Origin of the sequence: Actinokineospora fastidiosa (assembly GCF_014648415.1) — a bacterium.
GTDB classification, from domain to species: domain Bacteria; phylum Actinomycetota; class Actinomycetes; order Mycobacteriales; family Pseudonocardiaceae; genus Actinokineospora; species Actinokineospora fastidiosa.
Genome location: NZ_BMRB01000001.1, coordinates 1,957,418 through 1,982,751, shown reverse-complemented (window position 1 = coordinate 1,982,751; position 25,334 = coordinate 1,957,418). Strand labels below are relative to the sequence as shown.

Below are 25,334 nucleotides of genomic sequence, written 5' to 3'. Positions count from 1 at the left end.
AGGTCAGCCACTCCCGGGCCACCTCGACGACCTCGCGTTTGCCTGGAAACCTCAGAGACCGACCGAGGTCAGCCACTCCCGGGCCACCTTGGCGGCGTCGGGCTTGTCGGGGGCGTTGAGCTTGCTGTTCAGCTCGATCAGCGTCTCGGTGGTGAGCTTGGCCGAGATGGCGTTCAGCACCTCGGTCACCTCCGGCGTCGCCTTGGACTTGTTGATCAGCGGGACGACGTTCTGGGCGGCGAAGTTGGCCTCCGGGTCCTCCAGCACCACGAAGTCGTTGGCCTCGATGGCCGGGTCCGTGGTGAACAGGTCGGCCGCGGTCACCGCGCCGGTCTTGAGGGCGTCGACGGTCAGTGGGCCGCCGACGTCGAGGGACTTGTACTCCTTGATCTTCAGGCCGTACTTCTCCTGCAGCCCGGGGATGCCGTCCGGGCGCTGCTGGAACTCCGGCGGGCCGCCGAAGACGACGTCGTCGGACTTGGCCAGGTCGGCGATCGTCTTGAGGCCGCGCTCGTCGGCGGTGGCGCGGGTGACGACCACGGCGTCCTTGTTCTCCGCCGCCGACTTCTCCAGCACCGTCAGCTCCGGCGGCAGCGCGGACTGCAGCGCGGTGTAGACCGCCTCGGACTCCGTCGCGCCCGCGGCGGCGCTGACGTGGTTGAGCAGGACGCCGGTGTACTCCGGGATCAGGTCGATCGACCCGTCCTGCAGGCCCGGGTAGTAGGTCTCGCGGCTGCCGATGTTGAGCTTGCGGTTGACCGTGACGCCCTTGTCCTCCAGCGCCAGCGCGTAGATCTCGGCGAGCAGCGTGCTCTCCGGGAAGTTCGCCGACCCGACGGTGATCGTGCCCGCCGGGGCGGGCGTGCCGGTGGTGGTGGACGCGTTCGACAGCGGGTCCGCCGAGCCTCCGCAGGCGGTCAGGGTCATGGCGGTCACCGCCGCCAGGCCCGCGAGTGCGCGCTTCATTGGGGGATCTCCTCACTTGGTTCTGGTGCGCAGCCCCGGTGAGACCACCAGCCACTGCACGCCGGTCAAGGCAAGTTCGACGGCCACGGCCAGCAGCGCGATGAGGACGGCGCCACCGGCCATCTGCTCGAACTCGCGGAAGGCCAGGCCGTCGATGACGTAGCGGCCGAGACCGCCGAGGGACACGAACGCCGCGATGCTGGCGGTGGCGATCACCTGCAGCGTCGCGGTGCGCAGCGCGCCGAACACCAGCGGCAGCGCGTTGGGCAGCTCCACCTTCCGCAGCACGTCCCACTCGCGCATGCCCATCCCGCGCGCGGCGTCCACAACGGACCGGTCGACATTGCGGACGCCCGCGTACGTCCCCGCCAGCAGCGGCGGCACGGCGACGAGCACCAGGGCGATCGTCAGCGCCTCCACCGCGAGCAGCACGCCCATCGACAGCACCAGCAGGATGAGCAGGCCCAGTTCGGGCAGCGCGCGGAAGGAGTTGACCAGGCCGACGACCACGGTCACGCCGCGGTTGGTGTGCCCGATGTACGCGCCCAGCGGGACGGCGATCAGCGCGGCGATGGCAACCGCCACGACGGTGTACTGCAGGTGCTCGGCGAGCCGCTGCGGAATGCCGGGCGTGCCGAACGTGGTGGTCCAGTTCGCCGGATCGGTCAGCCAGGCCCAGACCTGCTGGAAGATGTTCACGCGCGCTCCCTTGCCCACGGGGCGAGCACTCGGCCGAGCACGGCGAGCAGAGCGTCGACGATCAGCGCCAGCAGCACGATCAGCACGATCCCGGCGATGATCTCGGCGTAGTTGTCGCGCTGGTAGCCCTCGGTGAGGAACGCGCCCAGCCCGCCGACGCCGATCAGCGCGCCCACGCTGACCAGGCTGATGTTCGACACCGCCGCGACCCGCACCCCCGCCACCAGCACCGGCACCGCCAGGGGCAGTTCGACGGCGAAGAACCGCCCGACCCCGCGGTAGCCCATCGCCGTCGCCGCCGCTGTCACCGACTCCGGCACCGCCGTCAGCGCGTCGGAGACCGCGCGCACCAGCAGGGCCACGGTGTAGATGGTGAGCGCGACCTGCACGTTGAGCGGATCGAGGATCTGCGTGCCGATGATCAGCGGCATCATCACGAACAGCGCCAGCGACGGGATCGTGTAAAGCAGCCCCGCCGCGGGCACCAGGACCGCCCGCGCGGCCCGCCACCGGGCGGCGGCCCACCCCAGCGGCAGCGAGATCAGCAGCCCGACGGCGACCGGGACCAACGCCAGCCACAGGTGCCGGAGGCTGACCCGCCCCAGGTCGCCGAGGTGGTCGACCACCCAGGTCACGTCGGGACCTCGCCCGAGCGGCGCGCCTTGGCCAGCGCGTCGATGACGCTCGCCGCGTCCACCCCGCCCACCACGGCGCCGCTCTTGTCGACCGCGATGCCCCACGCCGACGGCGAGCTGAGCGCGGCGTCGAGCGCGTTGCGCAGCGAGCCCGCCGTGCCAGCTGAGTCAGAGTCCACTTCGTACAGCGAGCCGCCGGAGACCAGGCCGTCCGGCCCGATCTCACCGTCCATTGTGGCGAGAAGGTCGGCGGAAACCCAGCCGAGCGGGCGGTTCTCGCCGTCGACCACCACCGCCCAGCCCGCCTGCGAGAGCATCCCCCGCGCCTCGGCGACGGCGGTGCCGACCGGGACGGTGGACACCGGGCCGAGGGGAATCTCCGCCGCGTCGAGGAAGCCGAGCCCGCGGTAGCCGCGGTCGCGGCCGACGAACGAGCTGACGAAGTCGTCGACCGGCGCGGCCAGCAGCGCGGCGGGCGTGTCGAACTGGGCCAGCCGACCGCCCACCCGCATCACCGCGACCTTGTCGCCGAGCTTGACCGCCTCGTCGATGTCGTGGGTGACGAACACGATGGTCTTGCCCAGCTCGGACTGCAGCCGCAGCAGCTCGTCCTGCAGGTCCTCGCGCACGATCGGGTCGACGGCGCTGAACGGCTCGTCCATCAGCAGCACCGGCGGGTCCGCGGCCAACGCGCGGGCGACGCCGACGCGCTGCTGCTGCCCGCCGGAGAGCTGCTTGGGGTAGCGGCGGCCCAGTTCGGCGGGCAGTCCGACGGTGGTGAGCAGGTCCTCGGCCCGCTTGCGCGCGGCGCGGCGGGTCGCGCCGGTCAGCACCGGGACGGTGGCGATGTTGTCGATCACCGTGCGGTGCGGGAACAGCCCCGCGTGCTGGATGACGTAGCCGATGCCGCGGCGCAGCAGCGCCGGGTCCTTCTCGCGGATGTCCTCGCCCATCAGCCGGATCGTGCCGGAGGTGGCCTCGATCATCCGGTTGATCATGCGCAGCGAGGTGGTCTTGCCACACCCGGACGGTCCGACCAAGACGGTCACCCGGCCGTCCTCGGCCGTCAGGGTCAGCTCGTCCACCGCGACCGTGCCGTCCGGATAGCGTTTGGACACGGCTTGGAACTCGATCACCCGGGCCCCTCGGGTCGGGACGGCACCTTGCCGGCCGTGCACGCGACGCCCGACCCTAACGCGTGGGGATGACAGAGGCAGGCCATCCCGCAGTCCGGTAGGCCATGATCGGCCAACCGGCGCAATCTCCGTAAGCTCGGCGGGGTGTCCCTGACCTCCTTCCTGGCCGCGCGCGGTGTCCACGCGCGTGCGCTGCGTCCCGCCGTCGACCTGCTGGCGGCGGGCTGGCAGCCGCTGGACGCCCTGGTCCGCGCGACCGGCGTGCCCCGGCGCACGATCGAGGACCTGCTGGCCACCGATGACGTCGAGCGCCGGGAGCAGACCTGGCGGCTGCGCCCCGGGGTGACGCCGCCCACCCGCGAGCCTGCCGGGGACCTCGACGGCCTGGCGGACGTGCTGGCGGGCGTGCCCCGGCCGCTGCGCGCCCTCGACCACGTCCAGGCCGACCTCGCCACGATGCGGCAGCGGGCCCGGTGGCTGGACGAGACCTACGAGCTCGCGGGCGCGCACCTGGTGTGCGTCGGCGACCACGACCTGACGGCGCTGGCGGCCTGCATGGTCCGTCCGTCGCTCACCGCGACCGTCGTCGACGTGGACGAGCGGCTGCTGGCGTACGTCGACGAGGTCGCCCGCGCGCGGAACCTGTCCGTGCGCTGCCTGCACGCCGACTTCCGCTTCGGCGTCCCGGCCCTCGACGCCGACCTGGTGTTCACCGACCCGCCGTACACCCCTGAGGGCATGCGCCTGTTCCTGGCCCGCGCGATCCAGTCCCTGCGCGCCGACGGCCGGATCATCGCCGCGTACGGCTACAGCCCCCTCGCGCCCGCGCTGGGATTGAAGGTGCAGAAGGAGATCCTGGGGCTGGGCCTGGTCGCCGAGGCCGTCCTGCCCGGCTTCAACCGCTACCACGGCGCGCAGGCGGTGGGCAGCGCCGCCGACCTGTACGTGCTGCAGCCCACCAGCGGCTCGGCGAACCAGGCCGCCGCGGCCGTCCGCGGCGCGGCGACCGCGATCTACACCCACGGCCCCCAGTCGGTCGAGTCCGCGGGCGCCCCGCCCGAGGCCGTCGCCGCCCTGCTCGACCTCTCCGACGCAGGCTCGCTGACCCCGCCCGACTGGACCGCGCCCTACCCCGGCCGCGGCCCGCTCGCCTTCGACCTGACCGCCGATCCCGGACCGTGGCTGGCCCGCGTCCTCATCGCCGCCCCCCGCACGCCGGTGGCCGCGCTGGTGGTGAACAACCACCCGGACATCGCCGACCAGGCGGGTCAGCAGGCGCTGTCGTCCCTGGTCGAGGCCAAGTTCCGGCTGACGTTCCGCCGCAGCGTCGCCGACGGCAGGCACGCCGTCGTGACCGCCACCCCGGTCGACGGCCGGGGCGTCGCGGGCGCTCTGCTGGACCGCCCGCACGGCAAGCTCGCCAACATCTGGCGGGAAGCGCTGATCCAGGACTCGGCGGGCGCGCTCACCAAGCGCGAGGCGCGCGCCCGGGTCGCCGAGCTGGCCCCGGACCTGCGGGACGAGCGGCTGATCGATCTTCCGCGCCACCGCGTGGCGGCACTGCTGGGCTGAGAACGAGAAGGTAAGTGGAGTCATGACTCCATATTGCCCAGTCGAACGCCCGTTCGACAGGACACGATGGAGTGAAGAGCGGTCACGGGGAGTGGAAACATCCCTGCCTGACCGCGTGAGCGCTCCCCCGGCCGGGCCGGGGGACGCCCGCCATCACAGTCGGCCCAGTTCCAGGTGCAGCTTGAGGTTCTGCAGCGTCGTGGCGATGTTGGCCATGTTCAGGCCCACCCGGTCCGGCTCGCCGGTGATCATGATGGCGAACGGGATGAACCACTGGGGCACCAGCAGCCAGTTGGACTCCGTGACGCGGCAGCCGCGCTCGGTCTCCTCGATCTCGTACTCCCAGCGCGAGATCGGGGTCTTGAACGGGGTGTGGACCTCGTAGGCGAAACGGCGGCCCGGCTCGACCTCCGTGACGCTGCAGATGGTCGTCCAGCGCCGCCAGCCGTTGCGGTTGGCGCCCGCGAAGCGGCTGCCGACCTCCGCCCTCGTGGTGCCGTCCAGCCAGCGGCAGCTCACCAGCTCCGCGGCGAAGTCGGCCATGCGGACGGGGTCGCTGATGTAGTCCCAGACCTCTTCCGCGGTGGCATCGATCGTCACCTGTCCGCGGGCGGTCGGCTCAACTGCGATAGCGGTCATGTAGTAGATCACACCAGCGCGCAAGGCCGGGAACAACATCCGAACGTGCGAGCGGGCAAGTCCGGAAGAAAGCTCATGCCCCGTTAGGAATTCTTACCGGTCCCTGCTTGAGGAGATCACGAAAACGGTCCGCGGGCAGCGGCCGCGACATCAGCCAGCCCTGGTAGGCGTCCACGCCCACGCCGCGCAGGACGTGGAACTGGGTCGCGTTCTCCACGCCCTCGGCCACGCACCGCCTGCCCATCGCGCGGGCCATGTCGACCAGGGCGCGGGCGACGGCGAAGTCCGAGGCGTCCGTGGCCACGCCGGAGACGAACCGGCGGTCGATCTTGATGATCTGCGCGGGCAGCTCCTTGAGCCGCGCCAGCGACGAGTAGCCGGTCCCGAAGTCGTCCACCGCGAACCGCACGCCGCGCTCGACCAGCTCGTCCATGGCCTCGCGGCTGCGCGAGGGCAGGTCGATCAGGCTGGTCTCGACCAGCTCCAGCACCACCCGGTCCCAGGCCAGCCCGGTCGTGGCCACCGCGTTCGCCACCGTGTCGACGAACTCCGGATCGCCGGGCACCAGGCCGCCGAGGTTGACCGCGATCCCGACGCCGCCGCCGAGCGTGCCGCCCGCGAGCTGGGGCCAGTCGGACGCCTCGGCGAACGCCGTGCGCAGCACCCAGCGGTCCAGCTCGCCCAGCAGGTCGCCCTGCTCGGCGACGGGCAGGAAGTCCCCGGGCATGAGCAGGCCGCGCTCGGGGTGCGGCCAGCGCACCAGCGCCTCGGCGCTGAGCACCGTGCCGTCCGACCCGACGACCGGCTGGTAGTGCAGGACCAGCTGGTCGTTGGCGATGGCCTCGCGCAGCTGGCCCTCCAGCAGCATCTGGCTGTTGGCCGAGGCGATCAGCGCCGCGCTGGCCAGCGACACCCGCCCGGTGCCGCGCTCCTTGGCCGCGAACATCGCCGCGTCGGCGTAGCGCAGCAGGTCGGCGCCGGTCGTCTCCGGGCCGCTGGGCACCGCCGCGCCGATGCACGCCGACACGCGCAGCAGCTGCCCGCGCACCGGCACCGCCGTGCGCAGCAGCCCCGCCGCGGTGTTCGCCAGCGCCTCCACCCCGCCCGCCTCGGTGACGTCGGAGCAGATGACCACGTACTCGTCGCCGGACATGCGCGCGACCGTGCACGACGGCGGCAGACCGCGCTCCAGCCGCCTGGCCAGCGCGGTGATGAGCTCGTCGCCCACGTCGTGGCCGAGCGAGTCGTTGACCCGCTTGAAGTTGTCGACGTCGCAGAACAGCAGGGCGATCCGGTCGAAGTCGGGGCCGCCGAGCAGCTTGCCCAGCAGCTCCTTGACCGCCGCGCGCCCCGGCAGGCCGGTCAGCTCGTCGTGGGTGGCCTGGTAGCGCAGCCGCTCGGCGGCCCTGCGCCGGTCGGTGACGTCGGCGAAGACCACCAGCCAGTAGCGCTGGCCGTCGTCGGACACCGAGACCGTCGAGGTCAGCTCGCAGTACACCGGCTTGCCCGCCGCTGCCATCAGCACGCACTGGCCGCTCTGGAACGGCCGTCCCCGGCGCGGCTCGCGGTCATCCGGATGGGTGAGCTGGTCGGCGGTCAGCCCGCGCAGGCGGTCCAGGTCGGTGCCCAGCAGCGTGCACAGCGCCTCGTTGGCGTCGACCAGCCTGCCCTCGTCGTCGAACAGGCCGATGCCGACCGGGGTGATGGCCACCAGGTCGGTGAAGCGCTTGCTGGAGCGCTGCATGCGCGTCTCGGTCGAGCGCTGCTCGGTGACGTCCTGCGCGGTGCCGATCATGACCCTCGGGTCGCCGTCCGGCCCGGCCGCCTCGCCGCGGATGCGGAACACCCTGCGCTTGCCGTCCGGGCGGATGACCCGGTGCTCGCACTCGACCGGGCGGTGCGTCGTCGCCAGCTCCTGCCAGCGCTGGTCGACCCAGCCGCGGTCGTCGGGGTGCACCAGCCGCAAGTAGTCCGCGTAATGGATGGGCGTGCCCGGCTCGATCCCGCCCAGCTCGTAGAGCATGGACGACCACAGGCACTCGTTGGTCTCGGTGTTCCACTCCCACGTGCCCAGCCGGGCCACCCGCTGCGCCTCGCGGAACAGCCTGCTCTCCTGGCTCAGCAGCCGCTCCAGGTGCCGCACCTTGGTGACGTCCTGGACCGTGCCGTGGATGCGCTCGTGCTCGTCGCGCACCATGCGGGCCCGCACGAGGTAGACGCGCTCGCCGGTGATGTCGCGCAGCTCGACCTCGATGGGCTGGGTGGAGCGGTGCCCGGCCAGCTTGGCCCGGAAGTCGGCCAGCCGCTCCCGGTCGTCGGCGAAGACCATGTCGACCAGCTGGGCGATCGTGGCGTCCCCGGTCAGCCCGGCGAGCGTGCGCAGTCCCTCGGACAGGTACAGCTCGCCGGACTCCAGGTCGAGCATCCAGGAGCCGAGCTTGGCGATGCGCTGGGCCTCGAGCAGCAGGGCGCGCTCGGCCCCGGGATCGTCGTCGAGGTCGACGACGGCGGGCTGGACGACCTCCGGGGTCTGGGCCGGGCCACCGCCGTCATACCCGGTGGCCGGGACCGCGACCCGGGGCAGTCCGCCGCGCACGACATGCTCGGCCACGGCGCGTTCCCTCCACCCTCGAGTAGGCGGGTGGGGCACCGCTGCCGAGCATCCCGCCGGCCCTCAGGCTACCCCGTCTTCCTTCGCCGCCCGCGCGACCGCCGCCGCCACCTCGGGGGCGACGCGCGGGTCGAGGGCGCTCGGGACGATCCTGTCGGCCGCCAGGTCCTCTTCGGCAACTCCCAGGATGGCGTCCGCGGCGGCGAGCTTCATGCGCTCGGTGATGCGCCGGGCGCCGGAGTCCAGCGCGCCCCGGAAGATGCCCGGGAAGGCGAGCACGTTGTTGATCTGGTTGGGGAAGTCGCTGCGGCCGGTGGCGACGATGGCCGCGTGCCGGGCGGCGACCTCGGGGTGGATCTCCGGGTCGGGGTTGGACAGGGCGAACACGATCGGGTCCTTGGCCATGGCGCCGACCAGCTCGACCGGCAGCTTGCCCGCGGACAGCCCGACGAACACGTCGGCGCCGTCGAGCGCCTCGGCCTGGCCGCCGCGCAGCCCGGCCTTGTTGGTGACCTGGGCCATCTCCTGCTTGATGGAGTTCAGCCCGTCGCGGTCGGCGTGCACGATGCCCTTGGAATCGAGCAGCGTGATGTCGCCCACGCCCGCGGCGAGCAGGATCTTGGCGCACGCCACACCGGCAGCGCCCGCGCCCGCGATGACCACCCGCTGGTTGCCCAGATCGCGGTTGAGGACCAGGTTGGCGCCGCGCAGGGCGGCGAGCAGCACGATGGCGGTGCCGTGCTGGTCGTCGTGCATCACCGGGCAGTCCAGCGCCTCGATGAGCTTGGCCTCCAGCTCGAAGCAGCGGGGCGCGGCGACGTCCTCGAGGTTGACCGCGCCGAAGGAGGGGCGCAGGCGCACGAGCGTCTCGACGATCTCGTCGACGTCGGTGGTGTTCAGCACCAGCGGGATGGAGTCGAGCTCGCCGAAGGTCTTGAACAGCGCGGCCTTGCCCTCCATGACCGGCAGCGAGGCGGCCGCGCCGATGTCGCCGAGACCGAGGACCGCTGTGCCGTCGGAGACCACGGCGACCAGGCGCGACGCCCAGGTGTAGCGCGCGGCCAGCCGGGGGTCGCGGGCGATCGCGCTGCTCACCTTGGCCACCCCGGGGGTGTAGGCGATCGCCAGCGAACGCGGGTCGGCGAGGGGCTTGGTCACCGCCACACCGAGCTTGCCGCCCTCGTGCGCGGTGAAGATCTCCTCGTCGGTGACGGGTGCGGTCACGGTGTCCTCGTTCAGTGCGGTCATTGGCGTCCCTCCTGTCGCGCGCCGTGGTCCCTGACTGCGTGGCGCGGAAACGGGGTGTCGCCGGAAAGTAGCCCTGGGTGCTGACATCAGCCTGGCGTTTCTCAGGGCGCGTTCACGGCTTTGGGGGTGCGAAGGACCCTGGGGTGTGGGCCCGTGAGGGTGGCGCCCTCGGGGCGCCGCGGTCTGCACAGTGTGGCAGTCCGGTCCGGCCTTGTCTGCGGCGGGGATCACAAATGGGAGAGCTTTTTCGCAGGTCAGAGGCCGTTTCGCAAGACGTCCGTCCGGTTTGCGAGTGCTGGTTAACGTGTTCGGAGCGTGACTGATCAGCTCTTTCGCGGTTGCCGACTACCCTGCTCGGCGTGCACGCACGCGAACTTGCCATCGCCGGGGCCTTCGAGTTCACCCCGCGCACCTTCCCCGACGACCGCGGGATGTTCGTCTCCCCGTACCAAAGTGACGCCGTCTTCGAGGCCGTCGGCCACCGGATGACCGTCGCGCAGACGAACCACAGCGTGTCCCGGCGCGGCACCATCCGCGGCGTGCACTTCGCGGACGTGCCGCCCTCGCAGGCGAAGTACGTGTACTGCCCGCGCGGCGCGCTGCTGGACGTGGTCGTCGACATCCGCGTGGGCTCGCCCACGTTCGGCCAGTGGGACGCCGTGCGCCTGGACGCGGTGGAGTGCAAGGCGGTGTACGTGCCCGAGGGGCTCGGGCACGCGTTCATCGCCTTGGAGGACGACACTGCGATGAATTACCTCTGCTCGACGCCTTACAACCCAACCGGCGAGCACGGCATCAACCCGATGGACCCGGCGCTGGGGCTGCCGTGGCCCGCGTCCATCGAGCCCGTGCTCTCCCCCAAGGACCTCGCCGCGCCGACGCTGGCCGAGGCGACCGACATCCTGCCGACGTACTCGGACTGCCTGGCGTTCTACGAGAAGCTGCGCTCCTAGAGCCTGCGCGGCCTGGGCCACAGCCGCCACCGCACCACGGCGTGGACGGTGGCGGGGCCGAGTTCGCGGGAGTCGGTGGAGCCGAACCGGTTGTCCCCCCGCACGTGCCAGCCGCCCGGCTCCGGCCGCACGGCCCGCTTGACGCTGAGCTGACGCGGCCGTGACGCCCAGGACACCAGCACGACGTCACCCTCCCTCGGCGCTCCCCGCACCGCGATCACGGTGTCCCCGTGCTGAAGCGTGGGTGACATCGAGGGCCCCCGCACCAGCACCCGGCGCGCGGGCCACCGGCCCAGCGGTTGCAATCGATCACCTCCACCTGCCCCACCAGCATGCCCGGAGTAGGGTCGACCGCGTCGGAGCATCCCTCGTTTGACCCTGGAGGAACAATGCGACTGCTGTCGCGCCTCTTCTCCCCCCGCCTGGAGGCGACCGCGCACTGCGACCTCCCCTGCGGCGTCTACGACCCGGCCCAGGCCCGCATCGAGGCCGAGTCCGTGAAGGCGATCCAGGAGAAGTACCAGCAGAACGAGGACCCGGAGTTCCGCACCCGGGCCGTCCTCATCTGCGAACAGCGCAGCGACCTGGTCAAGCACCACCTGTGGGTGCTCTGGACCGACTACTTCAAGCCCCCGCACTTCGAGAAGTACCCCCAGCTCCACGACCTGTTCAACCGCGCCACCAAGGCCGCGGGCGCCTCCGGCACCAAGGGTTCGATGGACCCCGCCACCGGCGCGACCCTGCTGGAGCTGATCGCGGAGATCGACAAGATCTTCTGGGAGACCAAGCAGGCCTGAGCTAGACGCCTCTGAGACGGCGCTGACCAGCGGGTTCATCTTCCGTTGGGCAGCGCCGTTTCTGCGCGTCGGGGAGGTGGCGTGGAGGGGGTGGCGGGTGTGCTGGAGGACCTGCTCGCCGTGGTCAGCGGGTCCGAACAGGACACGGGGTGGAGCGGGTGGGGTGGTGGGGACGAGATGGTGGCCGAGTTGCGGGGGCATCTCGCGCGGCTGCGGGTGGGGGACGCGTCCGGGTTGCCTGCGCTGAGGCGGTTGTTCGCGCCCACCGGGGCGCTGCAGGAAGTGGCGTTGAGCAGTGGTTGGGGTGGGCGGTACCTCGAACTCGCCCGGCGCTTCGACGCTGCCTGCTAGGCCGGGGACACCCGGATCGTGATGGTCGCGGTGACGACCTCGATGCCGGACTTGTCCCTGATCGACACCGGTACCGGGACGTCGAGGGGCTCGGGTGGGAAGTCGGGGATGCCGTCCAGGCGGGCTACCGCGTAGAGGCCCGTGCGGGCCTTCGACAGGTACGAGACCGTCATCCCCTTCGGGATCCACCGGTGGGTGGGCGGAACCGTCGCCTCCGCCAGCATCCCCATGGCGATTTCCGCGAGGTTGCACGCGGCGATGGCGTGGAAGGTCTTGATGTGGTTGTGCACGCCCCACCACTTCGGGGCCGACACCTCGCAGTGGCCCGGGCGCAGCGCGGTCACCGTCGGCAGGATCGTGCCGAAGTACGGCACGCGGAGGACCATGCCGAGGGAGAACAGGCGGTTGCCGAACGGCAGGCCGGTCAGGCGCTGCCAGAGGCGGTACGTCGGGGTCACGGCCGGAAGCTACCCGTCGGTAACAAGAAAGGCAACAGATGGTCCTCTACCTGCTCCGACACGGCGAGACCGAGTGGTCGGCGACCGGGCGGCACACCTCGCGCACAGACGTCCCGCTCACCGAGGCCGGTGAGGCGGGGGCGCGGCGGGCGGGCGCCCGGCTCAAGGAACTCCTCGACGACACCCCGTACATCATCAGCAGCCCGAGGCGGCGCGCCACGCACACCGCCGAACTCGCGGGCCTGGCCATCGACGAGGTCACCGAGGACGTCCGCGAGTGGGACTACGGCGACTACGAGGGCCTCACCACGCCGCAGATCCGCGAGACCGTCCCCGGCTGGACCGTCTGGACCCACCCCTGCCCGAACGGGGAGACCGCCGAGGAGGTCGGGGAGCGGGCCAGGGACGTGCTCGGGCGCATAGCCGCGACCACGGTGATCATCGGGCACGGGCACTTCAGCCGGGTGCTCACCGCCGCGTGGATCGGGCAGCCCGCCGCGTTCGGGGTGCGCTTCGCGCTGGCCGCCGGGGCGGTTACCGTGCTCGCTGACGAACGGGGCGTCCCGCAGATCAGGGCGCTCAACCTGAGCTAACCGGGGAGCAGCATGATCAGGCGGGTCGCCGAGTCCGATGTGGCCGCGGTCGTGAAGCTGGTGCACGAGCTGGCCGAGTACGAGCGCTCCGCCCACGAGTGCCGCCTCACCGACGAGCAGTTGCGCGCCGCGCTGTTCGCCGAGCACCCGGCGCTGTTCGGCCATGTGGCCGAAGTGGACGGTGAGGTCGTCGGGTTCGCCCTGTGGTTCCTCAACTTCTCCACCTGGCGCGGCACGCACGGCATCTACCTGGAAGACCTCTACGTGCGTCCGGAGATGCGCGGCTCCGGCCTGGGCAAGGCGCTGCTGACCGAGCTGGCGCGCGAGTGCGTCAAGCGCGGCTACCACCGGCTGGAGTGGTGGGTGCTGGACTGGAACGAGCCGAGCATCGGCTTCTACAAGTCCCTCGGCGCCGTCCCGATGGACGAGTGGACCGTCTTCCGCATGACCGACGACGCGCTGGCCGCGCTCGGTCAGTCCTGATCCTGCCCCTGCCCCTGCGCCCACGCCACCGACGACGGCAGGAACAGCAGCACCAGTGCGACGACGCACAGCACGGCGATCGGGATGCCGTAGGCCGCCTGCCCGGACGGGCCGATCACGTACCAGGAGACGCCCAGCAGGAGCAGCTGGAGCACGATGGCGGGCCCGCGCGCCCAGTGCCGTCCCAGCACGAGCCCGATCCCGCAGGCGAGCACGCCCCCGGCCAGCACGGCGAAGTAGGCCGCCTGCCCGTAGACGTTGTTCCCCGCCGACGACGTGCCGCCGAGCGCCCTGACCAGCGCCAGCACCGCGAACACCAGGCCGGACACGCCCTGCAGGGACACCAGCAGCCCCGCGCCGAGGACGGTCCGGGGAGACTCCACACGCACGACCGATGGCCTTCCCGAAGCGTTTTCGTGCACGTGATGACGTTCCGTGCACGGGACCCGATCGTATGCCACCCGGACGGCCGGTCCCGCTGCGGCAACTGGCAGTGAATGATCGAACCGTCAACTTCCTCGTGATCGACGGGTTCAGACGGTCGTCTGGGTGCGGCTCGCCGATCGGGGATTCGGCGACCGGAGGGAGCGGGTAAGCCCAACTGCATGGATCGTCCCCGTTCCGGTGGGTCAACGGCGTGGCAACTGGACCAGGTGGCATACGCTGCGGTAATGCGCGCTGTCCTCGTGGTGAACCCGCAGGCGACCGCCACCTCCCCGGCGGGTCGCGACGTGCTGGCGCACGCCCTGGCCAGCCAGGTCAAGCTCGACGTGGTCGAGACCGACTACCGGGGCCACGCGCTGATCGCGGCCGCGCAGGCCCGCACCGACGGCGTCGACCTCGTCGTCGCGCACGGCGGTGACGGGACGGTCAACGAGGTCGTCAACGGCCTGCTCCAGGACGGTCCCGGCGGCCCGATGCTGGGCGTGGTGCCCGGCGGGTCGGCCAACGTCTTCGCGCGCGCCCTCGGTCTGCCCAGGGATCCCGTGGAGGCCACCCACCGGCTGCTGACCGCGCTGGAGGAGGGCCGCGGCCGCGATGTCGGCCTCGGCCGGGTGGAGACCGAGGCGGGCGGGCGCTGGTTCACGTTCAACGCGGGCATGGGCTGGGACGCGGACGTCGTGGCCGACGTCGACCGCAAGCGCGGCAAGCGCACCGGTCCTGGCCTGTACGCGCGCACAGCGCTGGCGCGCTACCTCAAGGGCGAGCACCACCGGCTGACCGTCGAGTTCCCCGGCGACGAGCCGATCGAGGACCTGCGGCTGGTCTTCGTCTCCAACACCGACCCGTGGACCTATCTCGGTCCCCGCCCGGTCCGGCTCAACCCGGCCGCGACGTTCGACGACGGCCTGGGCGTCTTCGCCCTGCGCAGGCTCGGCATGGGCACCGTGCTGCGGCACGCGAGCCAGGCGCTCAGCGCGTCCGGGGTGCGCTCCGGCCGCCACCTCGTCCGCCGCGACGATGTCGACACCCTGCTGGTCAGCGCCCAGGAACCGGTCAAGCTTCAGTGTGACGGAGATCTCATCGGGGAGTTTTCCACCGTGCGTTTCCGGGGCGTGGAGAAGGCGGTAACCGTCGTGGTGTGACGGTTGTGCCTGCTGCGGTCGAAGACCCGGCCGTCGAGACCCGATCGTTGCAGTGCGCAGCGGATACATCCGGACGTCGATCTAACGGGTGAGTTCACTCACCGGGTCGGGGTGAACCCTTGACATCCCGCCAGTTCGTGAAACCATTCACAAGCACCCCGACGACCGGATGACGAACTAGTGGCGCGTCTGCACGCGCCCGTAGCGAGGAGCAATCAGCAATGGACTGGCGCCACCGCGCGGCCTGCCGAGACGAGGACCCCGAGCTGTTCTTCCCCGTGGGAACAAGCGGTCCCGCCCTGTCGCAGGTCGAACAGGCGAAGGCCGTTTGCGCCCGCTGCCCCGTCGCCGCCTCGTGCCTGGCCTGGGCGCTGGAAAGCGGTCAGGACGCAGGTGTCTGGGGCGGGATGAGCGAAGACGAGCGCCGCGCACTCAAGCGCCGCAACGCTCGCACGAGGGCACGCAGCAACGCCTGAGCTCGGAGCACCGCAGAGACGCACGGAAGCCCGCCGCCGAATTACGGCGCCGGGCTTCTGCGCGTTTATCACGGCAATTCTCATCGCCGATGTGACAAAGGAACGCGGAGAACGGCTTCGGTGCCGTTCGAACGACTCCGCAGCGACAGTGAGCCGCGCAACTCCGACTCGACGAGCGTGCGCACGATCTGCAATCCGAGCCCGTTAGCGCGCTCCAGCGAGAACCCGCGCGGCAGGCCGCGGCCGTCGTCGGAGACGACCACGTCCAGCCAGCGCGCCGAGCGGTCCGCGGAGACGACGACCTCGCCGGAGCGGCCCGTCGGATAGGCGTGCTCGACGGCGTTCTGCACCAGCTCTGTGAGCACCATCACCAGCGGGGTGGCGACCTCGGCCTGCACGACGCCGAACTGGCCGGTCTTGCGCACCTTGACGTGGTTCTCGGCAACGGCGACGTCGCCGACCACCGGGATGACCCGGTCGACCAGCGCGTCGAGGTCCACCCGCTCGTCCACCGACGTCGACAGCGTCTCGTGCACTAGGGCGATCGCCGCGACCCGGCGCACGGACTCCGCCAGCGCCTCCCTGGCCTCCGGGCTGCTCGTGCGCCGCGACTGCAGCCGCAGCAGGGCCGCCACCGTCTGCAGGTTGTTCTTCACCCGGTGGTGGATCTCGCGGATCGTGGCGTCCTTGGACATCAGCGCCCGGTCGCGGCGGCGCACCTCGGTCACGTCGCGGCAGAGCACGAGCGCGCCCGCCGCCTTGCCGCCGGGGCGCAGCGGCAGGGCCCGGAACAGCACCGCGGCGCCGCGCCGGGACTCGGCCTCGGCGCGCATGCTGGGCTTGCCATCGAGGGCGAGCAGGATGCGCTGGGCGATCTCGGTGGCGTCGAACGGGTCGGAGATCAGCGAGCGGGTCAGCGGGGCGAGCCGGGTGCCGACGAGGTCGGCCGCGTGGCCCATGCGGTGGTAGGCGCTCAGCGCGTTCGGGCTGGCGAAGACGACCGCGCCCGCGGTGTCCAGCCGGATCAGCCCGTCGCCGACGCGGGGGCTGGTGTGCACGTCGGGGGACGGCTCCGGGGTCGGGAACGAGCCGTCGGCGACCATCTGGCACAGGTCACCCGCGATGCCGAGGTAGGCGATCTCCAGGCCGCTGGGCACGCGCGGCACGGCGAGGTTGGTCTCCCGGGACAGCACGGCGATGACGTCGCCGCGGAAGGACACCGGGATGGCCTCGCGGCGCACCGGCACCCCGAGGTACCAGCGCGGGTCCTCCTCGCGGCAGATGCGCCGCTCGACGGCGGCGCGGCGCAGCTGCGGGTGCTCGGCGCGCTCGATGAACGAGGACACCACGTCGTCGGGGTGCGCGGTCGGCGCGGTCGTCGGGCGGGCCTGGGCGACGCAGACGAAGCGGGTGTCGTCCACCGGCACCCAGAGCAGGAAGTCGGCGAAGGAGAGGTCGGAGAGCAGCTGCCACTCGGCGACGACCAACTGCAGGTGGTCGACGGCCGCGCCGGGCAGGTTGGTGTGCTCGGCGAGCAGGTCGGAGAGGGTGGACAGGGTGTCCTCCTCGGGTGGCTGGGGTGCTCCCCGCCAATCCAACCATGGCAGAATCGGGCCGAACATGCGTTGCCGTCTGTGCCAACGCGCCCCCGACGCAGCAAGAGGAGATCCGATGTCGAAGCGCGCTCGCAAGCGTCGTGACCGCAAGAAGGGCGGCGCCAACCACGGCAAGCGCCCCAACGCCTGACGTGACGACGAAGGCCCCCGCTCGCCAGCGGGGGCCCTCGTTCACTCCTGGACCGGTGGTCCGCCCTTGTACTCGATCACCGTCGCCCGGATGGAGGCGCGCAGCCGCTCCTTGAACTCCATCGTCGCGGAGTCGCCGCCGCACTTGCGGGCCAGCAGGAGCTTGAGGTGCTCCTCCAGGCCGTACTCCTCCAGGCAGGGGCTGCACTCGTCGAGGTGCTGCTGCAGCGCGGCGCGGCGCTTGGGGTCGCACTCGGCGTCGAGGAACAGCCAGACCTCGTTGAGCACGTCAGAGCAGGGCGTCTCGTGATGGTTTCCGCAGCTCACGGCCCCGCCACCTCCTGTTTCGCCGTACGAAGGAACCCGCGCTCGCGCGCGACGTCGGCCAGCAGCTCGCGCAGCTGGCGGCGTCCGCGGTGCAGGCGGGACATCACCGTACCGATCGGCGTGCCCATGATCTCGGCGATCTCCTTGTACGCGAACCCCTCGACGTCGGCCAGGTACACCGCGAGCCGGAACTCCTCGGGCAGCTGCTGGAGCGCGGACTTGACGTCACTGTCCGGCAGCTGGTCGAGCGCGTCCATCTCGGCGCTGCGCAGTCCGGTCGAGGTGTGCTGCTCTGCGCGGGCGAGCTGCCAGTCCGCGATCTCGTCGGTGGGCGACTGCGCGGGCTGGCGCTGCTTCTTGCGGTAGCTGTTGATGTAGGTGTTGGTCAGGATGCGGTACATCCACGCCTTGAGGTTGGTCCCCTCGCGGAACGAGCCGAACGCCGAGTACGCCTTGAGGAACGTCTCCTGGACGAGGTCCTCGGCGTCGGCGGGGTTGCGGGTCATCCGCAGGGCGGCCGAGTACAGCTGGTCGAGCAGCGGCATGGCGTCGCGCTCGAAGCGTTCGCCCAGCTCGGCCGCGGTCTCTGCCTGCGTGCGGGACACCGCGCTCCCTTCGGTGTTCAGGTGCGCATGGGGCGCCCCCGAGGTTACCCGGAGCCGCCCTGCGCGGCTGTGAGCCGAGCCACCCGCGCGACGTGACGTGGGGCGCTCGACAAGCAGTTCGGTGGACACGTCGTCAGCAACGCCGTGGCGGGCGCGCGCATTCCCTAGGGTGGTACCCCGTGGCAGGACGAGGCACACCGGCGACGGCTCTGCTGGTCAAACGCAAGATTCCGCACACCGTGCACGCCTACGAGCACGACCCGCGCCAGCCGTTCGGCATGGAGGCGGCCGCGGCGATGGGCGTGTCCCCGGAGCGGGTGTTCAAGACCCTGCTCGCCGAGGTCGACGGCGCGCTGGCGGTGGGGGTGGTGCCGGTGGCCGCGCAGCTGGACCTGAAGGCGCTGGCCGCGGCGGTGGGCGGCAAGAAGGCGCGGATGGCCGAGGTCGCCGTGGCCGAGCGGGTCACCGGGTACGTCGCGGGCGGGATCTCGCCGTTGGGGCAGAAGAAGCGGCTGCCGACGGTGCTGGACTCCTCCGCGCTGGGGTTCCCGACGATGTTCTGCTCGGGCGGGCGGCGGGGCCTGGAGATCGAGGTGGCGGCGACCGACCTGGTGGCGCTGCTCTCGGCGACCGTGGCGGCGATCGCGGCGTGGTGACGGCCTAACCGAGGGCCCGGGTCGGGCGATACAGCCGGTATGAGACCACGGGTGGTCGTCATCGCGCTGGTGTCGGCCGGGCTGGCGCTGCTGGCGTATCAGGTCGTCGTGCGCGTCGGCCTGGGCTGGCTGGCGGACTGGTGGCCGGCGGTCGCGGGCGTGGTCGCGGTGGCCGCCGCCGTGGTCCTGGCGGCGGGCGGGGGTCGGGAGCGGGCCGGGACGCATGACTGGAACCGCACGACGGGGCTGATCACCGCGCTCACCGCGGTCGGCGCGCTGGTCTTCACGGGCCTGTCCCTGCAGGCGACGCGCCAGCAGACCATGGTGGGCGAGCAGACCCAGGTCACCGACCGCTTCCTGCGCGCCGTCGAGCAGCTGGCCAGCCCGGGCGATGACCAGGTCCACCTGCGCATCGGCGGGATCTTCGCCCTGGAACGGGTCGCGGTCGACTCCGCGCGGGACCGGCCGACGGTCGAGGAACTGCTCGCCGCCTTCATCCGCGACCGCAGCCGCAGGCCCGCCGACGGCACCTGCCCGCCGACCCCGATGGACGTCGACGCCGCGTTCCGGGTCCTGGCCCGCCGCCCGCCCAGCGAGTCGGTGCACCCCATCGACCTGCGGGAGACCTGCCTGGTCGGGGTCAGCGCCCCGAGGGCGGACCTGCGCAGGGTGTCGCTCGTGCGCTCGGACCTGACGGGCGCGAACCTCTACCAGGCGACCCTCGGGCTCACCTCGTTCGCGGACGCGACCCTGGTGGGCGTCCGGTTCGCGGACGTGTCGTTCGCCTCGTTCGCCTTCGTCCACGGGGCCGACCTCAGCCGGGCCGACCTCACCCGCACGGATCTGTCGGGGCTCGACCTGTCGGGGGTGAACCTCTCCGGCGCCGACCTCACCGGCGCCAAGCACAGCCCCGGCACGAAGGTCTCCACCGCGGTGACGGACTCCACCACGGTCGGCGCGTGGTGGTGAGCTAGTCCAGCGGGCGCAGGATGCGGTGCAGCCACTCCTCGACCGCGCGGGAGATCGTGCCCAGCTCGCGCTTGAGGGAGTGGTCGCCGGGCACCGGGACGATCTCGCGGTGGTGGGCGGGGGCGGGCTGGCCGAACGGGTCGCTCTCGCCCTGGATGACCAGGGTGGGGATGCGGACGGCGTCCAGTTCGGGCTGGCGGGTCTTCTCCGGCTTGCCCGGCGGGTGCACGGGGAAGGCCAGGCAGACGACGCCGACGGCGTCCCCGGCCTCGCACGTGCGGCAGGCCACCCGGGCGCCGGACGAGCGGCCGCCGAAGAGGAGCGGCAGGTCGGCGAACCAGATCTTGGACAGGTGGTCGGCCACGGCCAGCCACGCGGTGTCGAGCTGGGCGGCGGGCGCGGGCGCGCGGCGGCCCGCGACGCGGTAGGGCTGCTCGACCAGGGCGACGTGCACGCCTGCTGCCGTGGCGCCTCGGGTGGCGGCGACGAGGTCGGGGGCGCCGATGCCGCCGCCCGCGCCGTGGCCGAGCAGCAGGGCGGCGCGGCCCTCCGCGGCGCAGTGCAGCTCGGCCCTGGCCGGGCCGTGCGGGGTGGCGATCTTCGCGCTGGTCATCGCGGCGCGCCGAACAGGTCGATGTCGACCGCCGGGGGGTCGACGCGCTCCAGCAGTTCCGGGCCGTTGTTGCGGACGCTGTTGACCGCGTCGGAGATGGGCCGCAGCTCCAGGCCTGCCACCACGTCCTCCGCGACCGGGCGCAGCAGCGTGGAGACGTCGGTGCGGTCGGGGTCCAGCCAGGTGTTCCACTCGTCGGGGGTGAGCAGCAGCGGCATCCGGTGGTGGATCTCGGCGAGCGGGCCGACGGCGTCGGTGGTCAGCACCGAGCAGGTGATGAGGACGCCCGCGTCCGGGTCGGACTTGTCGTGCCAGGTGGACCAGAGCCCGGCCATCGCCAGGCTGGAGCCGTCCTTGGGAGTGGTGTAGAAGGGCTGCTTGACCTTGCCCTCGCGCTTCCACTCGTACCAGCCGTCGGCGGGGATGATGCAGCGGCGGCGGGCCAGGGACTGCTTGAACGCGGGCTTCTCGGCAGCGCTCTCCGACCTGGTGTTGATCATCTTGGCGCCGCCGGACGCGTCCTTCGCCCAGTGCGGGACCAGGCCCCACTTCATCAGGCGCAGCGTGCGCTCGGTGGTGGACTCGTCGACGGTGCCGTCGGCGTCGCGCGGGTGGCGCTGCACCACGGCGACGATGTTCTTGGTCGGGGCGACGTTGTAGTCGGCGCCGGGCGCGTCGGCGCCGATGGCGTCGATCGCGTCGAACTCGGCCGCCAGCGCGGCCGGGTCCTTCGTGGCCGCGTACCTCCCGCACACTCCTGCTGCCCACCTTCCGCCTCGCCAGCCCGCATCGTGACACGGCCCGCCGACAGTGGCGAGCCGATGACCTCGTCGGGCGCCGGATACGCGAGGATGGACCCATGCCGCAGCCCTGGTCAGCACCGCTCGCCGCGACGCCCGTCCACGCCACGGTAGCGATTCCCGGCTCCAAGTCGATCACCAACCGCGCCCTGGTCCTGGCCGCGCTCAGCGGCGGTCCGGCGCGCGTCACCAACGCCCTGCGCGGGCGCGACGCCGACCTGATGACCGGCGCGCTGCGCGCGCTGGGCGTCCCGGTGGAGGTCGACGGCGACACGGTCGTGCTGGGCGCGCACGAGGGGCTGCGCGGCCCGGCCGTGGTCGACTGCGGCCTGGCGGGCACGGTGATGCGGTTCGTCCCGCCCGCGGCGGCGCTGGCCGACGGCGAGGTGCGCTTCGACGGCGACCCGCGGGCCAGGGAGCGGCCGATGGGCACGATCCTGGACGCGCTGCGCGCGCTCGGCGCGACCGTCGACGGCGACTCCCTGCCGTTCACCCTGGCGGGCACGGGCGCGCTGCCCGGCGGCGCGGTGACCATCGACGCGTCGGCGTCGTCGCAGTTCGTCAGCGGCCTGCTGCTCTCCGGCGCCCGCTACGACAAGGGCCTGACGGTCCACCACGACGGCGAGCCGGTGCCCTCTATGCCGCACATCGACATGACCGTGGCCATGCTGCGCGAGGCCGGGGTGGCCGTGGACGACAGCGAGCCCAACACCTGGCGCGTGGAGCCCGGTCCGATCGCGGTGCGCGACTGGGCCGTGGAGCCGGACCTGTCCAACGCGACGCCGTTCCTCGCCGCCGCCGCGGTGACCGGCGGCTCCGTCACCGTGACGGACTGGCCCGCCACGACCACGCAGCCCGGCGACGCGATCCGCCGGATCCTGACGGACATGGGCGCGGAGGTGACGCTGGAAGGGGACGCGCTGACCGTGCGCGGGCCCGCCGCGCTCGCCGGGATCGACATCGACCTGCGCGACGAGGGCGAGCTGACCCCGACCGTGGCCGCGCTGGCCGCGCTGGCGGAGGGGCCGTCGCGGCTGCGCGGCATCGCGCACCTGCGCGGCCACGAGACCGACCGGCTGGCCGCGCTGGCCGCCGAGATCAACGGCCTGGGCGGCGACGCTGCCGAGACCGACGACGGCCTGGTGATCCGGCCGGTCCCGCTGCGCGGCGGACAGTGGCGCGCCTACGCCGACCACCGGATGGCGACTGCGGGCGCGATCGTCGGGCTGCGCGTGGAAGGGGTGACGGTGGACGACATCGGCACCACGGCGAAGACCCTGCCCGACTTCCCGGAGATGTGGGCCCGGATGCTGGGCGCGTAACCGTGGCCCGCGACTGGCGCAAGCTCGACGAGAGCGACGTGCGGGTGCGTCCCGGCAAGGGCACCCGCCCTCGGTCCAAGCGCAGGCCCGCACACTCCGACGCGGTCACCGCGATGGTCGTCGGCAAGGACCGCGGCCGGTGGACGTGCGCGGTGGAGGCCGACCCCGACCGGATCGTGGTGGCGATGCGCGCCCGCGAGCTGGGCCGCACCCCGGTGGTGGTCGGGGACATCGTCGACCTGGTCGGCGACACCACGGGCGCGGTGGACACCCTCGCCAGGATCGTGCGCGTCGCCGACCGCACGAGCGTGCTGCGGCGCACGGCCGACGACACCGACCCGTTCGAGCGGGTGGTCGTGGCCAACGCCGCGCAGCTGCTGATCGTGTGCGCGCTGGCCGACCCGCCGCCGCGCTCGGGGTTCATCGACCGGTGCCTGGTGGCGGCGTACGCGGGCGGGCTGGAGCCGGTGCTGTGCCTGACGAAGGCCGACCTGGCCGACCCGGCCCCGCTGCTGGCGGGGTACGCCGACCTGGACCTGCCGGTGGTGGTCACCCGGCACGACGCCGACCCGGCCGAGCTGCGGGAGCGGCTGACCGACCGCGTGTCGGCGCTGGTGGGCCACTCGGGCGTGGGCAAATCGACCCTGGTCAACCGCCTCGTGCCGGACGCGTTCCGCCGCACGGGCGAGGTGAGCGCGGTCGGGAAGGGCAAGCACACGTCGGTGACGGCCGTGGCCCTGCCGCTGCCCGACGGCGGCTGGGTGGTGGACACCCCGGGCATCCGCTCGTTCGGCCTTGCCCACATCGAGCCGGACGACATCGTGGCGGCCTTCGGCGAGTTCGTCGCCGCCGCCGAGGAGTGCCCACCCGGCTGCGGCCACCGCGGCGCCCCCGACGACCCCGACTGCTACCTCGACACGGTCGTGGAGTCCGGCGACGCCCGCCCCGGCCGCCTCGCCTCCCTGCGCCGCCTCCTGGCCTCCCGCGCAGGCGCCGACGACGCCCCCGACCGCAACTCAGATGATCAGACCATATGATCAGAACATCCAGATGTTCACGTCATATGACGGCATCATTCGGATGATGAGGCCATCCAGCTGACCATCCCCCAGATGCGCCCACCATCCGAAGCGGCGGCTCTTCCGTCCAGATGATCAGGTCATCTGGATGAGCGTCGCGTGCAGATGATCGCAACAGCCAGATGGTGACGACATCCGGCCACTCGCCCGGTTCGCATGATGATGTCACCATTCGGATGATCACATCATCTGGATGTTGAGATCATCTGGATGGTCGCGTCGTCTGGATGGTCGCGTGATCTGGGCGGTCGCATCAGCTGCGGGGGACGGTGATTGCGGCGGCGCAGTCGTCGAAGGTCAGGAGGCGGGGGATGCGGTCGGGGGTGGTGGGGGGCCAGGTGACGACCAGGTTGAGTCGGCGTCGGGACTGGCGGACCAGGCGGGCGACGAAGTCCGCGACCGCCTCGGCCGAGCGGGGGTCGCCTGCCAGGAACGACAGGGCCCCTCGGTTGGACACCGCCTGCAGGACGGGGGTGCGCGGCGCGTCCGGGCACCAGGTGGGGACGCCGTGGCCGACCCACACCACCTCCGCGCCCGGCAGCCACGGCGACTCCATCGGGCCGCACGCGGCGGCGCGGAGGGCGCGCAGGAGGTCCTGGGGCAGGGGGAAGCCCCACCGCACCAGGTAGTTGCCCACGGTGGTCATGCCCAGCGGCATGGCGAAGCGGGTGTGGACCAGGTCGGTCACCGCCTGGCGGTTCCACACGAGACAGTCCAGACCGGCCGATTCCGGGGAGCCCGATTGGACGGCGCGGGCGATGTCCAGCTGCTGGGCGTCGGTCAGCGCCAGACGCTCCCCCGGCTTGCGGCCGCGGCGGTTCGGGCGGAACGCGCCCTCGCCGCGGTTGCGGTAGTCGCGCACCCACACGCCGACGGTCTGGCGGGACACGCCGAAGCGGCGGGCCGCCTCGACCTGGGCCAGGCCGGACTCCACCGACGCGACGACCCGTCTTCGCAGGTCACCCAGGGAGTCGACGGGCAATCCCCGGGCATCGCCAGCAGGTGTCATCGGCACCGCCCTTCCCCAGGACCAACGAGCGGCGAGGGCTGCGGGCATTCGGCCGAATGGGGTTACGTAAAGTCCCCGTCAGTGGAACCGGCACGCCCCGGACGGCGTCCTGGTTTCGATACACCGAAATGAACCGAGGGGATCCCATGGGCAAGACGAAGCTGCTCGTCGCCGGACTGGCGCTGGCAGGTCTGACACTGGCGGGCTGTGGCGGCGGGGAGACGCCGGGCGTCGCGGGCACGCCCAACCCGGGCAACGTGACCACCACCGCGGCGGGTGACGCGGGCACGGGCGCGTTCGACAGCATCAAGGCGCTCAGCGACGCGGTCACCGCGAAGAGCTCCGACGCGCAGAGCGCGAAGATGACGATGAAGACGTCCGCGGCGGGCCAGAACATCAACGCCGAGGGCGAGTTCCGGTTCGCGGGCGCCGACACCGTCATGAACATGACCATGGAGGTCCCCGGCTTCGGCGAGATGGAGATGCGCCTGGTCGAGGGCATCATGTACATCAAGATGCCCGCCGGTTCGGCGCCGGACTCGACCAAGCCGTGGCTGAAGATCGACCCGAGCGACTCCAGCAACCCGATGGCCGCGCAGATGGGCAGCCTGCTGGACACGGCCGAGAAGGCCGACCCGCGCAACATGCTGGAGGAGTTCGCCAAGGTCGGCGAGATCAAGGACGTCAAGTCCGACACGATCGACGGCCAGGACACCCAGAAGTACACCATCGAGCTCGAGCTGGCCAAGCTGGCCGAGGACAACAACCTCGGCATCGACAAGGCGACCGCGGCCGAGCTGGAGAAGGCCGGGATGAAGACCATCGTCTACGACGTGTGGGTCAACGACGACAACCTGCCGGTCCGCATCGTCTCCGAGATGACCGTGCAGAACCAGGACGTCAAGGTCCAGGTCGACTACAGCGACTGGGGCGTCCCGGTCGACGTCGAGGCCCCCGCCGCCAGCGAGATCGGCGAGTTCCCGGGCAACTGACACCCCGCTGAACG

General features: G+C 71.9%; 30 protein-coding genes. 14 read left to right on the top strand and 16 right to left on the bottom strand.

All coding sequences use genetic code 11. The features are described from left to right. Positions 1-51: 51 nt before the first annotated feature. Genes IEY98_RS09565 through IEY98_RS09550 form a run of 4 tightly spaced genes read right to left on the bottom strand, consistent with a single transcriptional unit; the run spans position 52 to position 3,436 of the window. Positions 52-966 carry an ABC transporter substrate-binding protein gene (locus IEY98_RS09565; protein WP_189209847.1) on the bottom strand — a complete coding sequence of 305 codons (915 nt, stop codon included), beginning with the start codon at positions 964-966 and terminating at the stop codon, positions 52-54. A 12-nt stretch (positions 967-978) separates the two neighbouring features. Beyond that, a complete protein-coding gene (locus IEY98_RS09560; RefSeq protein ID WP_189209846.1) occupies positions 979-1,665 on the bottom strand; it encodes an ABC transporter permease in 687 nt (228 codons plus the stop codon). Continuing rightward, complete coding sequence (locus IEY98_RS09555) at positions 1,662-2,300, bottom strand: ABC transporter permease (RefSeq protein WP_189209845.1); 639 nt, start codon at positions 2,298-2,300, stop codon at positions 1,662-1,664. The genes IEY98_RS09560 and IEY98_RS09555 overlap by 4 nt, the downstream gene beginning before the upstream one ends. Continuing rightward, complete coding sequence (locus tag IEY98_RS09550; protein ID WP_189209844.1) at positions 2,297-3,436, bottom strand: ABC transporter ATP-binding protein; 1,140 nt, start codon at positions 3,434-3,436, stop codon at positions 2,297-2,299. The genes IEY98_RS09555 and IEY98_RS09550 overlap by 4 nt, the downstream gene beginning before the upstream one ends. 144 nt (positions 3,437-3,580) lie before the next feature. Between IEY98_RS09550 and IEY98_RS09545 the strand changes: the two genes are divergently transcribed. Beyond that, positions 3,581-5,008 carry a bis-aminopropyl spermidine synthase family protein gene (locus IEY98_RS09545; RefSeq protein WP_189209843.1) on the top strand — a complete coding sequence of 476 codons (1,428 nt, stop codon included), beginning with the start codon at positions 3,581-3,583 and terminating at the stop codon, positions 5,006-5,008. Between the two features lie 153 nt (positions 5,009-5,161). Here IEY98_RS09545 and IEY98_RS09540 read toward each other — a convergent pair whose 3' ends face one another. The 3 genes from IEY98_RS09540 to IEY98_RS09530 all read right to left on the bottom strand — a co-directional run bounded on the left by IEY98_RS09540 (position 5,162) and on the right by IEY98_RS09530 (position 9,506). Beyond that, positions 5,162-5,647 carry an SRPBCC family protein gene (locus IEY98_RS09540; protein ID WP_189209842.1) on the bottom strand — a complete coding sequence of 162 codons (486 nt, stop codon included), beginning with the start codon at positions 5,645-5,647 and terminating at the stop codon, positions 5,162-5,164. A 73-nt stretch (positions 5,648-5,720) separates the two neighbouring features. Continuing rightward, positions 5,721-8,258 (bottom strand): bifunctional diguanylate cyclase/phosphodiesterase, encoded by a 2,538-nt coding sequence (locus IEY98_RS09535; RefSeq protein ID WP_189209841.1) that lies wholly within the window; start codon positions 8,256-8,258, stop codon positions 5,721-5,723. Between the two features lie 63 nt (positions 8,259-8,321). Further along, a complete protein-coding gene (locus tag IEY98_RS09530) occupies positions 8,322-9,506 on the bottom strand; it encodes an NAD(P)-dependent malic enzyme (RefSeq protein ID WP_189209840.1) in 1,185 nt (394 codons plus the stop codon). 359 nt (positions 9,507-9,865) lie between these two features. Here IEY98_RS09530 and IEY98_RS09525 point away from each other — a divergent pair, with 359 nt between their 5' ends. Next, positions 9,866-10,459: a dTDP-4-dehydrorhamnose 3,5-epimerase family protein gene (locus tag IEY98_RS09525; protein ID WP_189209839.1), complete on the top strand. Its 594-nt coding sequence runs from the start codon at positions 9,866-9,868 to the stop codon at positions 10,457-10,459. Here the strand turns inward: IEY98_RS09525 and IEY98_RS09520 are convergent. Next, positions 10,456-10,710 carry a S26 family signal peptidase gene (locus IEY98_RS09520; RefSeq protein WP_189209838.1) on the bottom strand — a complete coding sequence of 85 codons (255 nt, stop codon included), beginning with the start codon at positions 10,708-10,710 and terminating at the stop codon, positions 10,456-10,458. The two genes, IEY98_RS09525 and IEY98_RS09520, sit on opposite strands and share 4 nt — an antisense overlap. A gap of 138 nt (positions 10,711-10,848) precedes the next feature. On the opposite strand from IEY98_RS09520, the gene sodN reads away from it, so the two are divergent. Next, complete coding sequence (gene sodN / locus IEY98_RS09515; protein ID WP_189209837.1) at positions 10,849-11,256, top strand: superoxide dismutase, Ni; 408 nt, start codon at positions 10,849-10,851, stop codon at positions 11,254-11,256. Between the two features lie 81 nt (positions 11,257-11,337). After that, positions 11,338-11,607: a hypothetical protein gene (locus IEY98_RS09510; protein ID WP_189209836.1), complete on the top strand. Its 270-nt coding sequence runs from the start codon at positions 11,338-11,340 to the stop codon at positions 11,605-11,607. On the opposite strand, the gene IEY98_RS09505 is transcribed toward IEY98_RS09510, so the two are convergent. Next, complete coding sequence (locus IEY98_RS09505) at positions 11,604-12,065, bottom strand: hotdog fold domain-containing protein (RefSeq protein ID WP_189209835.1); 462 nt, start codon at positions 12,063-12,065, stop codon at positions 11,604-11,606. The genes IEY98_RS09510 and IEY98_RS09505 overlap by 4 nt on opposite strands. A gap of 38 nt (positions 12,066-12,103) precedes the next feature. Between IEY98_RS09505 and IEY98_RS09500 the strand changes: the two genes are divergently transcribed. Together IEY98_RS09500 and IEY98_RS09495 are read left to right on the top strand one after the other, a co-directional pair. Next, positions 12,104-12,658 carry a histidine phosphatase family protein gene (locus tag IEY98_RS09500; protein ID WP_189209834.1) on the top strand — a complete coding sequence of 185 codons (555 nt, stop codon included), beginning with the start codon at positions 12,104-12,106 and terminating at the stop codon, positions 12,656-12,658. Positions 12,659-12,670: 12 nt separating this feature from the next. Beyond that, positions 12,671-13,141: a GNAT family N-acetyltransferase gene (locus tag IEY98_RS09495; protein ID WP_189209833.1), complete on the top strand. Its 471-nt coding sequence runs from the start codon at positions 12,671-12,673 to the stop codon at positions 13,139-13,141. Here the strand turns inward: IEY98_RS09495 and IEY98_RS09490 are convergent. Then, complete coding sequence (locus tag IEY98_RS09490) at positions 13,132-13,524, bottom strand: hypothetical protein (RefSeq protein WP_229786702.1); 393 nt, start codon at positions 13,522-13,524, stop codon at positions 13,132-13,134. The two genes, IEY98_RS09495 and IEY98_RS09490, sit on opposite strands and share 10 nt — an antisense overlap. 288 nt (positions 13,525-13,812) lie before the next feature. Between IEY98_RS09490 and IEY98_RS09485 the strand changes: the two genes are divergently transcribed. Together IEY98_RS09485 and IEY98_RS09480 are read left to right on the top strand one after the other, a co-directional pair. Continuing rightward, positions 13,813-14,727, top strand: coding sequence for a diacylglycerol/lipid kinase family protein (locus IEY98_RS09485; RefSeq protein ID WP_189209831.1), 915 nt, complete (start codon positions 13,813-13,815; stop codon positions 14,725-14,727). A gap of 221 nt (positions 14,728-14,948) precedes the next feature. Continuing rightward, positions 14,949-15,203, top strand: a complete 255-nt coding sequence (locus tag IEY98_RS09480; protein ID WP_189209830.1) for a WhiB family transcriptional regulator — start codon at positions 14,949-14,951, stop codon at positions 15,201-15,203. 80 nt (positions 15,204-15,283) lie between these two features. Here the strand turns inward: IEY98_RS09480 and IEY98_RS09475 are convergent, their stop codons facing one another. After that, the gene (locus IEY98_RS09475) at positions 15,284-16,759 is read right to left on the bottom strand and encodes a sensor histidine kinase (RefSeq protein ID WP_189210166.1); all 1,476 of its coding nucleotides are present in this window, start codon (positions 16,757-16,759) and stop codon (positions 15,284-15,286) included. Positions 16,760-16,874: 115 nt separating this feature from the next. On the opposite strand from IEY98_RS09475, the gene IEY98_RS33365 reads away from it, so the two are divergent. After that, positions 16,875-16,949: a 50S ribosomal protein bL37 gene (locus tag IEY98_RS33365; RefSeq protein WP_096498094.1), complete on the top strand. Its 75-nt coding sequence runs from the start codon at positions 16,875-16,877 to the stop codon at positions 16,947-16,949. A 41-nt stretch (positions 16,950-16,990) separates the two neighbouring features. Here the strand turns inward: IEY98_RS33365 and rsrA are convergent, their stop codons facing one another. Next, positions 16,991-17,236, bottom strand: a complete 246-nt coding sequence (gene rsrA / locus IEY98_RS09470; protein ID WP_373292346.1) for a mycothiol system anti-sigma-R factor — start codon at positions 17,234-17,236, stop codon at positions 16,991-16,993. A gap of 35 nt (positions 17,237-17,271) precedes the next feature. Next, complete coding sequence (locus IEY98_RS09465; protein ID WP_308425862.1) at positions 17,272-17,880, bottom strand: sigma-70 family RNA polymerase sigma factor; 609 nt, start codon at positions 17,878-17,880, stop codon at positions 17,272-17,274. 179 nt (positions 17,881-18,059) lie between these two features. Between IEY98_RS09465 and ybaK the strand changes: the two genes are divergently transcribed. Together ybaK and IEY98_RS09455 are read left to right on the top strand one after the other, a co-directional pair. Further along, complete coding sequence (gene ybaK / locus IEY98_RS09460; protein ID WP_189209828.1) at positions 18,060-18,536, top strand: Cys-tRNA(Pro) deacylase; 477 nt, start codon at positions 18,060-18,062, stop codon at positions 18,534-18,536. Between the two features lie 39 nt (positions 18,537-18,575). Continuing rightward, a complete protein-coding gene (locus tag IEY98_RS09455; protein WP_189209827.1) occupies positions 18,576-19,505 on the top strand; it encodes a pentapeptide repeat-containing protein in 930 nt (309 codons plus the stop codon). A 1-nt stretch (position 19,506) separates the two neighbouring features. Here the strand turns inward: IEY98_RS09455 and IEY98_RS09450 are convergent, their stop codons facing one another. Next, positions 19,507-20,118: an alpha/beta hydrolase family protein gene (locus IEY98_RS09450; RefSeq protein WP_189209826.1), complete on the bottom strand. Its 612-nt coding sequence runs from the start codon at positions 20,116-20,118 to the stop codon at positions 19,507-19,509. Next, positions 20,115-20,873 carry an SOS response-associated peptidase gene (locus IEY98_RS09445; protein WP_189209825.1) on the bottom strand — a complete coding sequence of 253 codons (759 nt, stop codon included), beginning with the start codon at positions 20,871-20,873 and terminating at the stop codon, positions 20,115-20,117. Before IEY98_RS09445 ends, IEY98_RS09450 begins: the two co-directional genes overlap by 4 nt. A 104-nt stretch (positions 20,874-20,977) precedes the next feature. On the opposite strand from IEY98_RS09445, the gene aroA reads away from it, so the two are divergent. Both aroA and rsgA read left to right on the top strand, forming a co-directional pair. Next, positions 20,978-22,240 (top strand): 3-phosphoshikimate 1-carboxyvinyltransferase, encoded by a 1,263-nt coding sequence (gene aroA / locus IEY98_RS09440; RefSeq protein ID WP_189209824.1) that lies wholly within the window; start codon positions 20,978-20,980, stop codon positions 22,238-22,240. 2 nt (positions 22,241-22,242) lie between these two features. Beyond that, complete coding sequence (rsgA, locus tag IEY98_RS09435; RefSeq protein WP_189209823.1) at positions 22,243-23,277, top strand: ribosome small subunit-dependent GTPase A; 1,035 nt, start codon at positions 22,243-22,245, stop codon at positions 23,275-23,277. A 295-nt stretch (positions 23,278-23,572) separates the two neighbouring features. On the opposite strand, the gene IEY98_RS09430 is transcribed toward rsgA, so the two are convergent. Further along, on the bottom strand, positions 23,573-24,301 hold the full coding sequence (locus IEY98_RS09430; RefSeq protein ID WP_189209822.1) for a helix-turn-helix domain-containing protein: 729 nt from the start codon (positions 24,299-24,301) through the stop codon (positions 23,573-23,575). A 173-nt stretch (positions 24,302-24,474) separates the two neighbouring features. Here IEY98_RS09430 and IEY98_RS09425 point away from each other — a divergent pair, with 173 nt between their 5' ends. Continuing rightward, positions 24,475-25,320 (top strand): SCO4651 family lipoprotein, encoded by an 846-nt coding sequence (locus IEY98_RS09425; RefSeq protein WP_189209821.1) that lies wholly within the window; start codon positions 24,475-24,477, stop codon positions 25,318-25,320. Positions 25,321-25,334 lie beyond the last annotated feature (14 nt).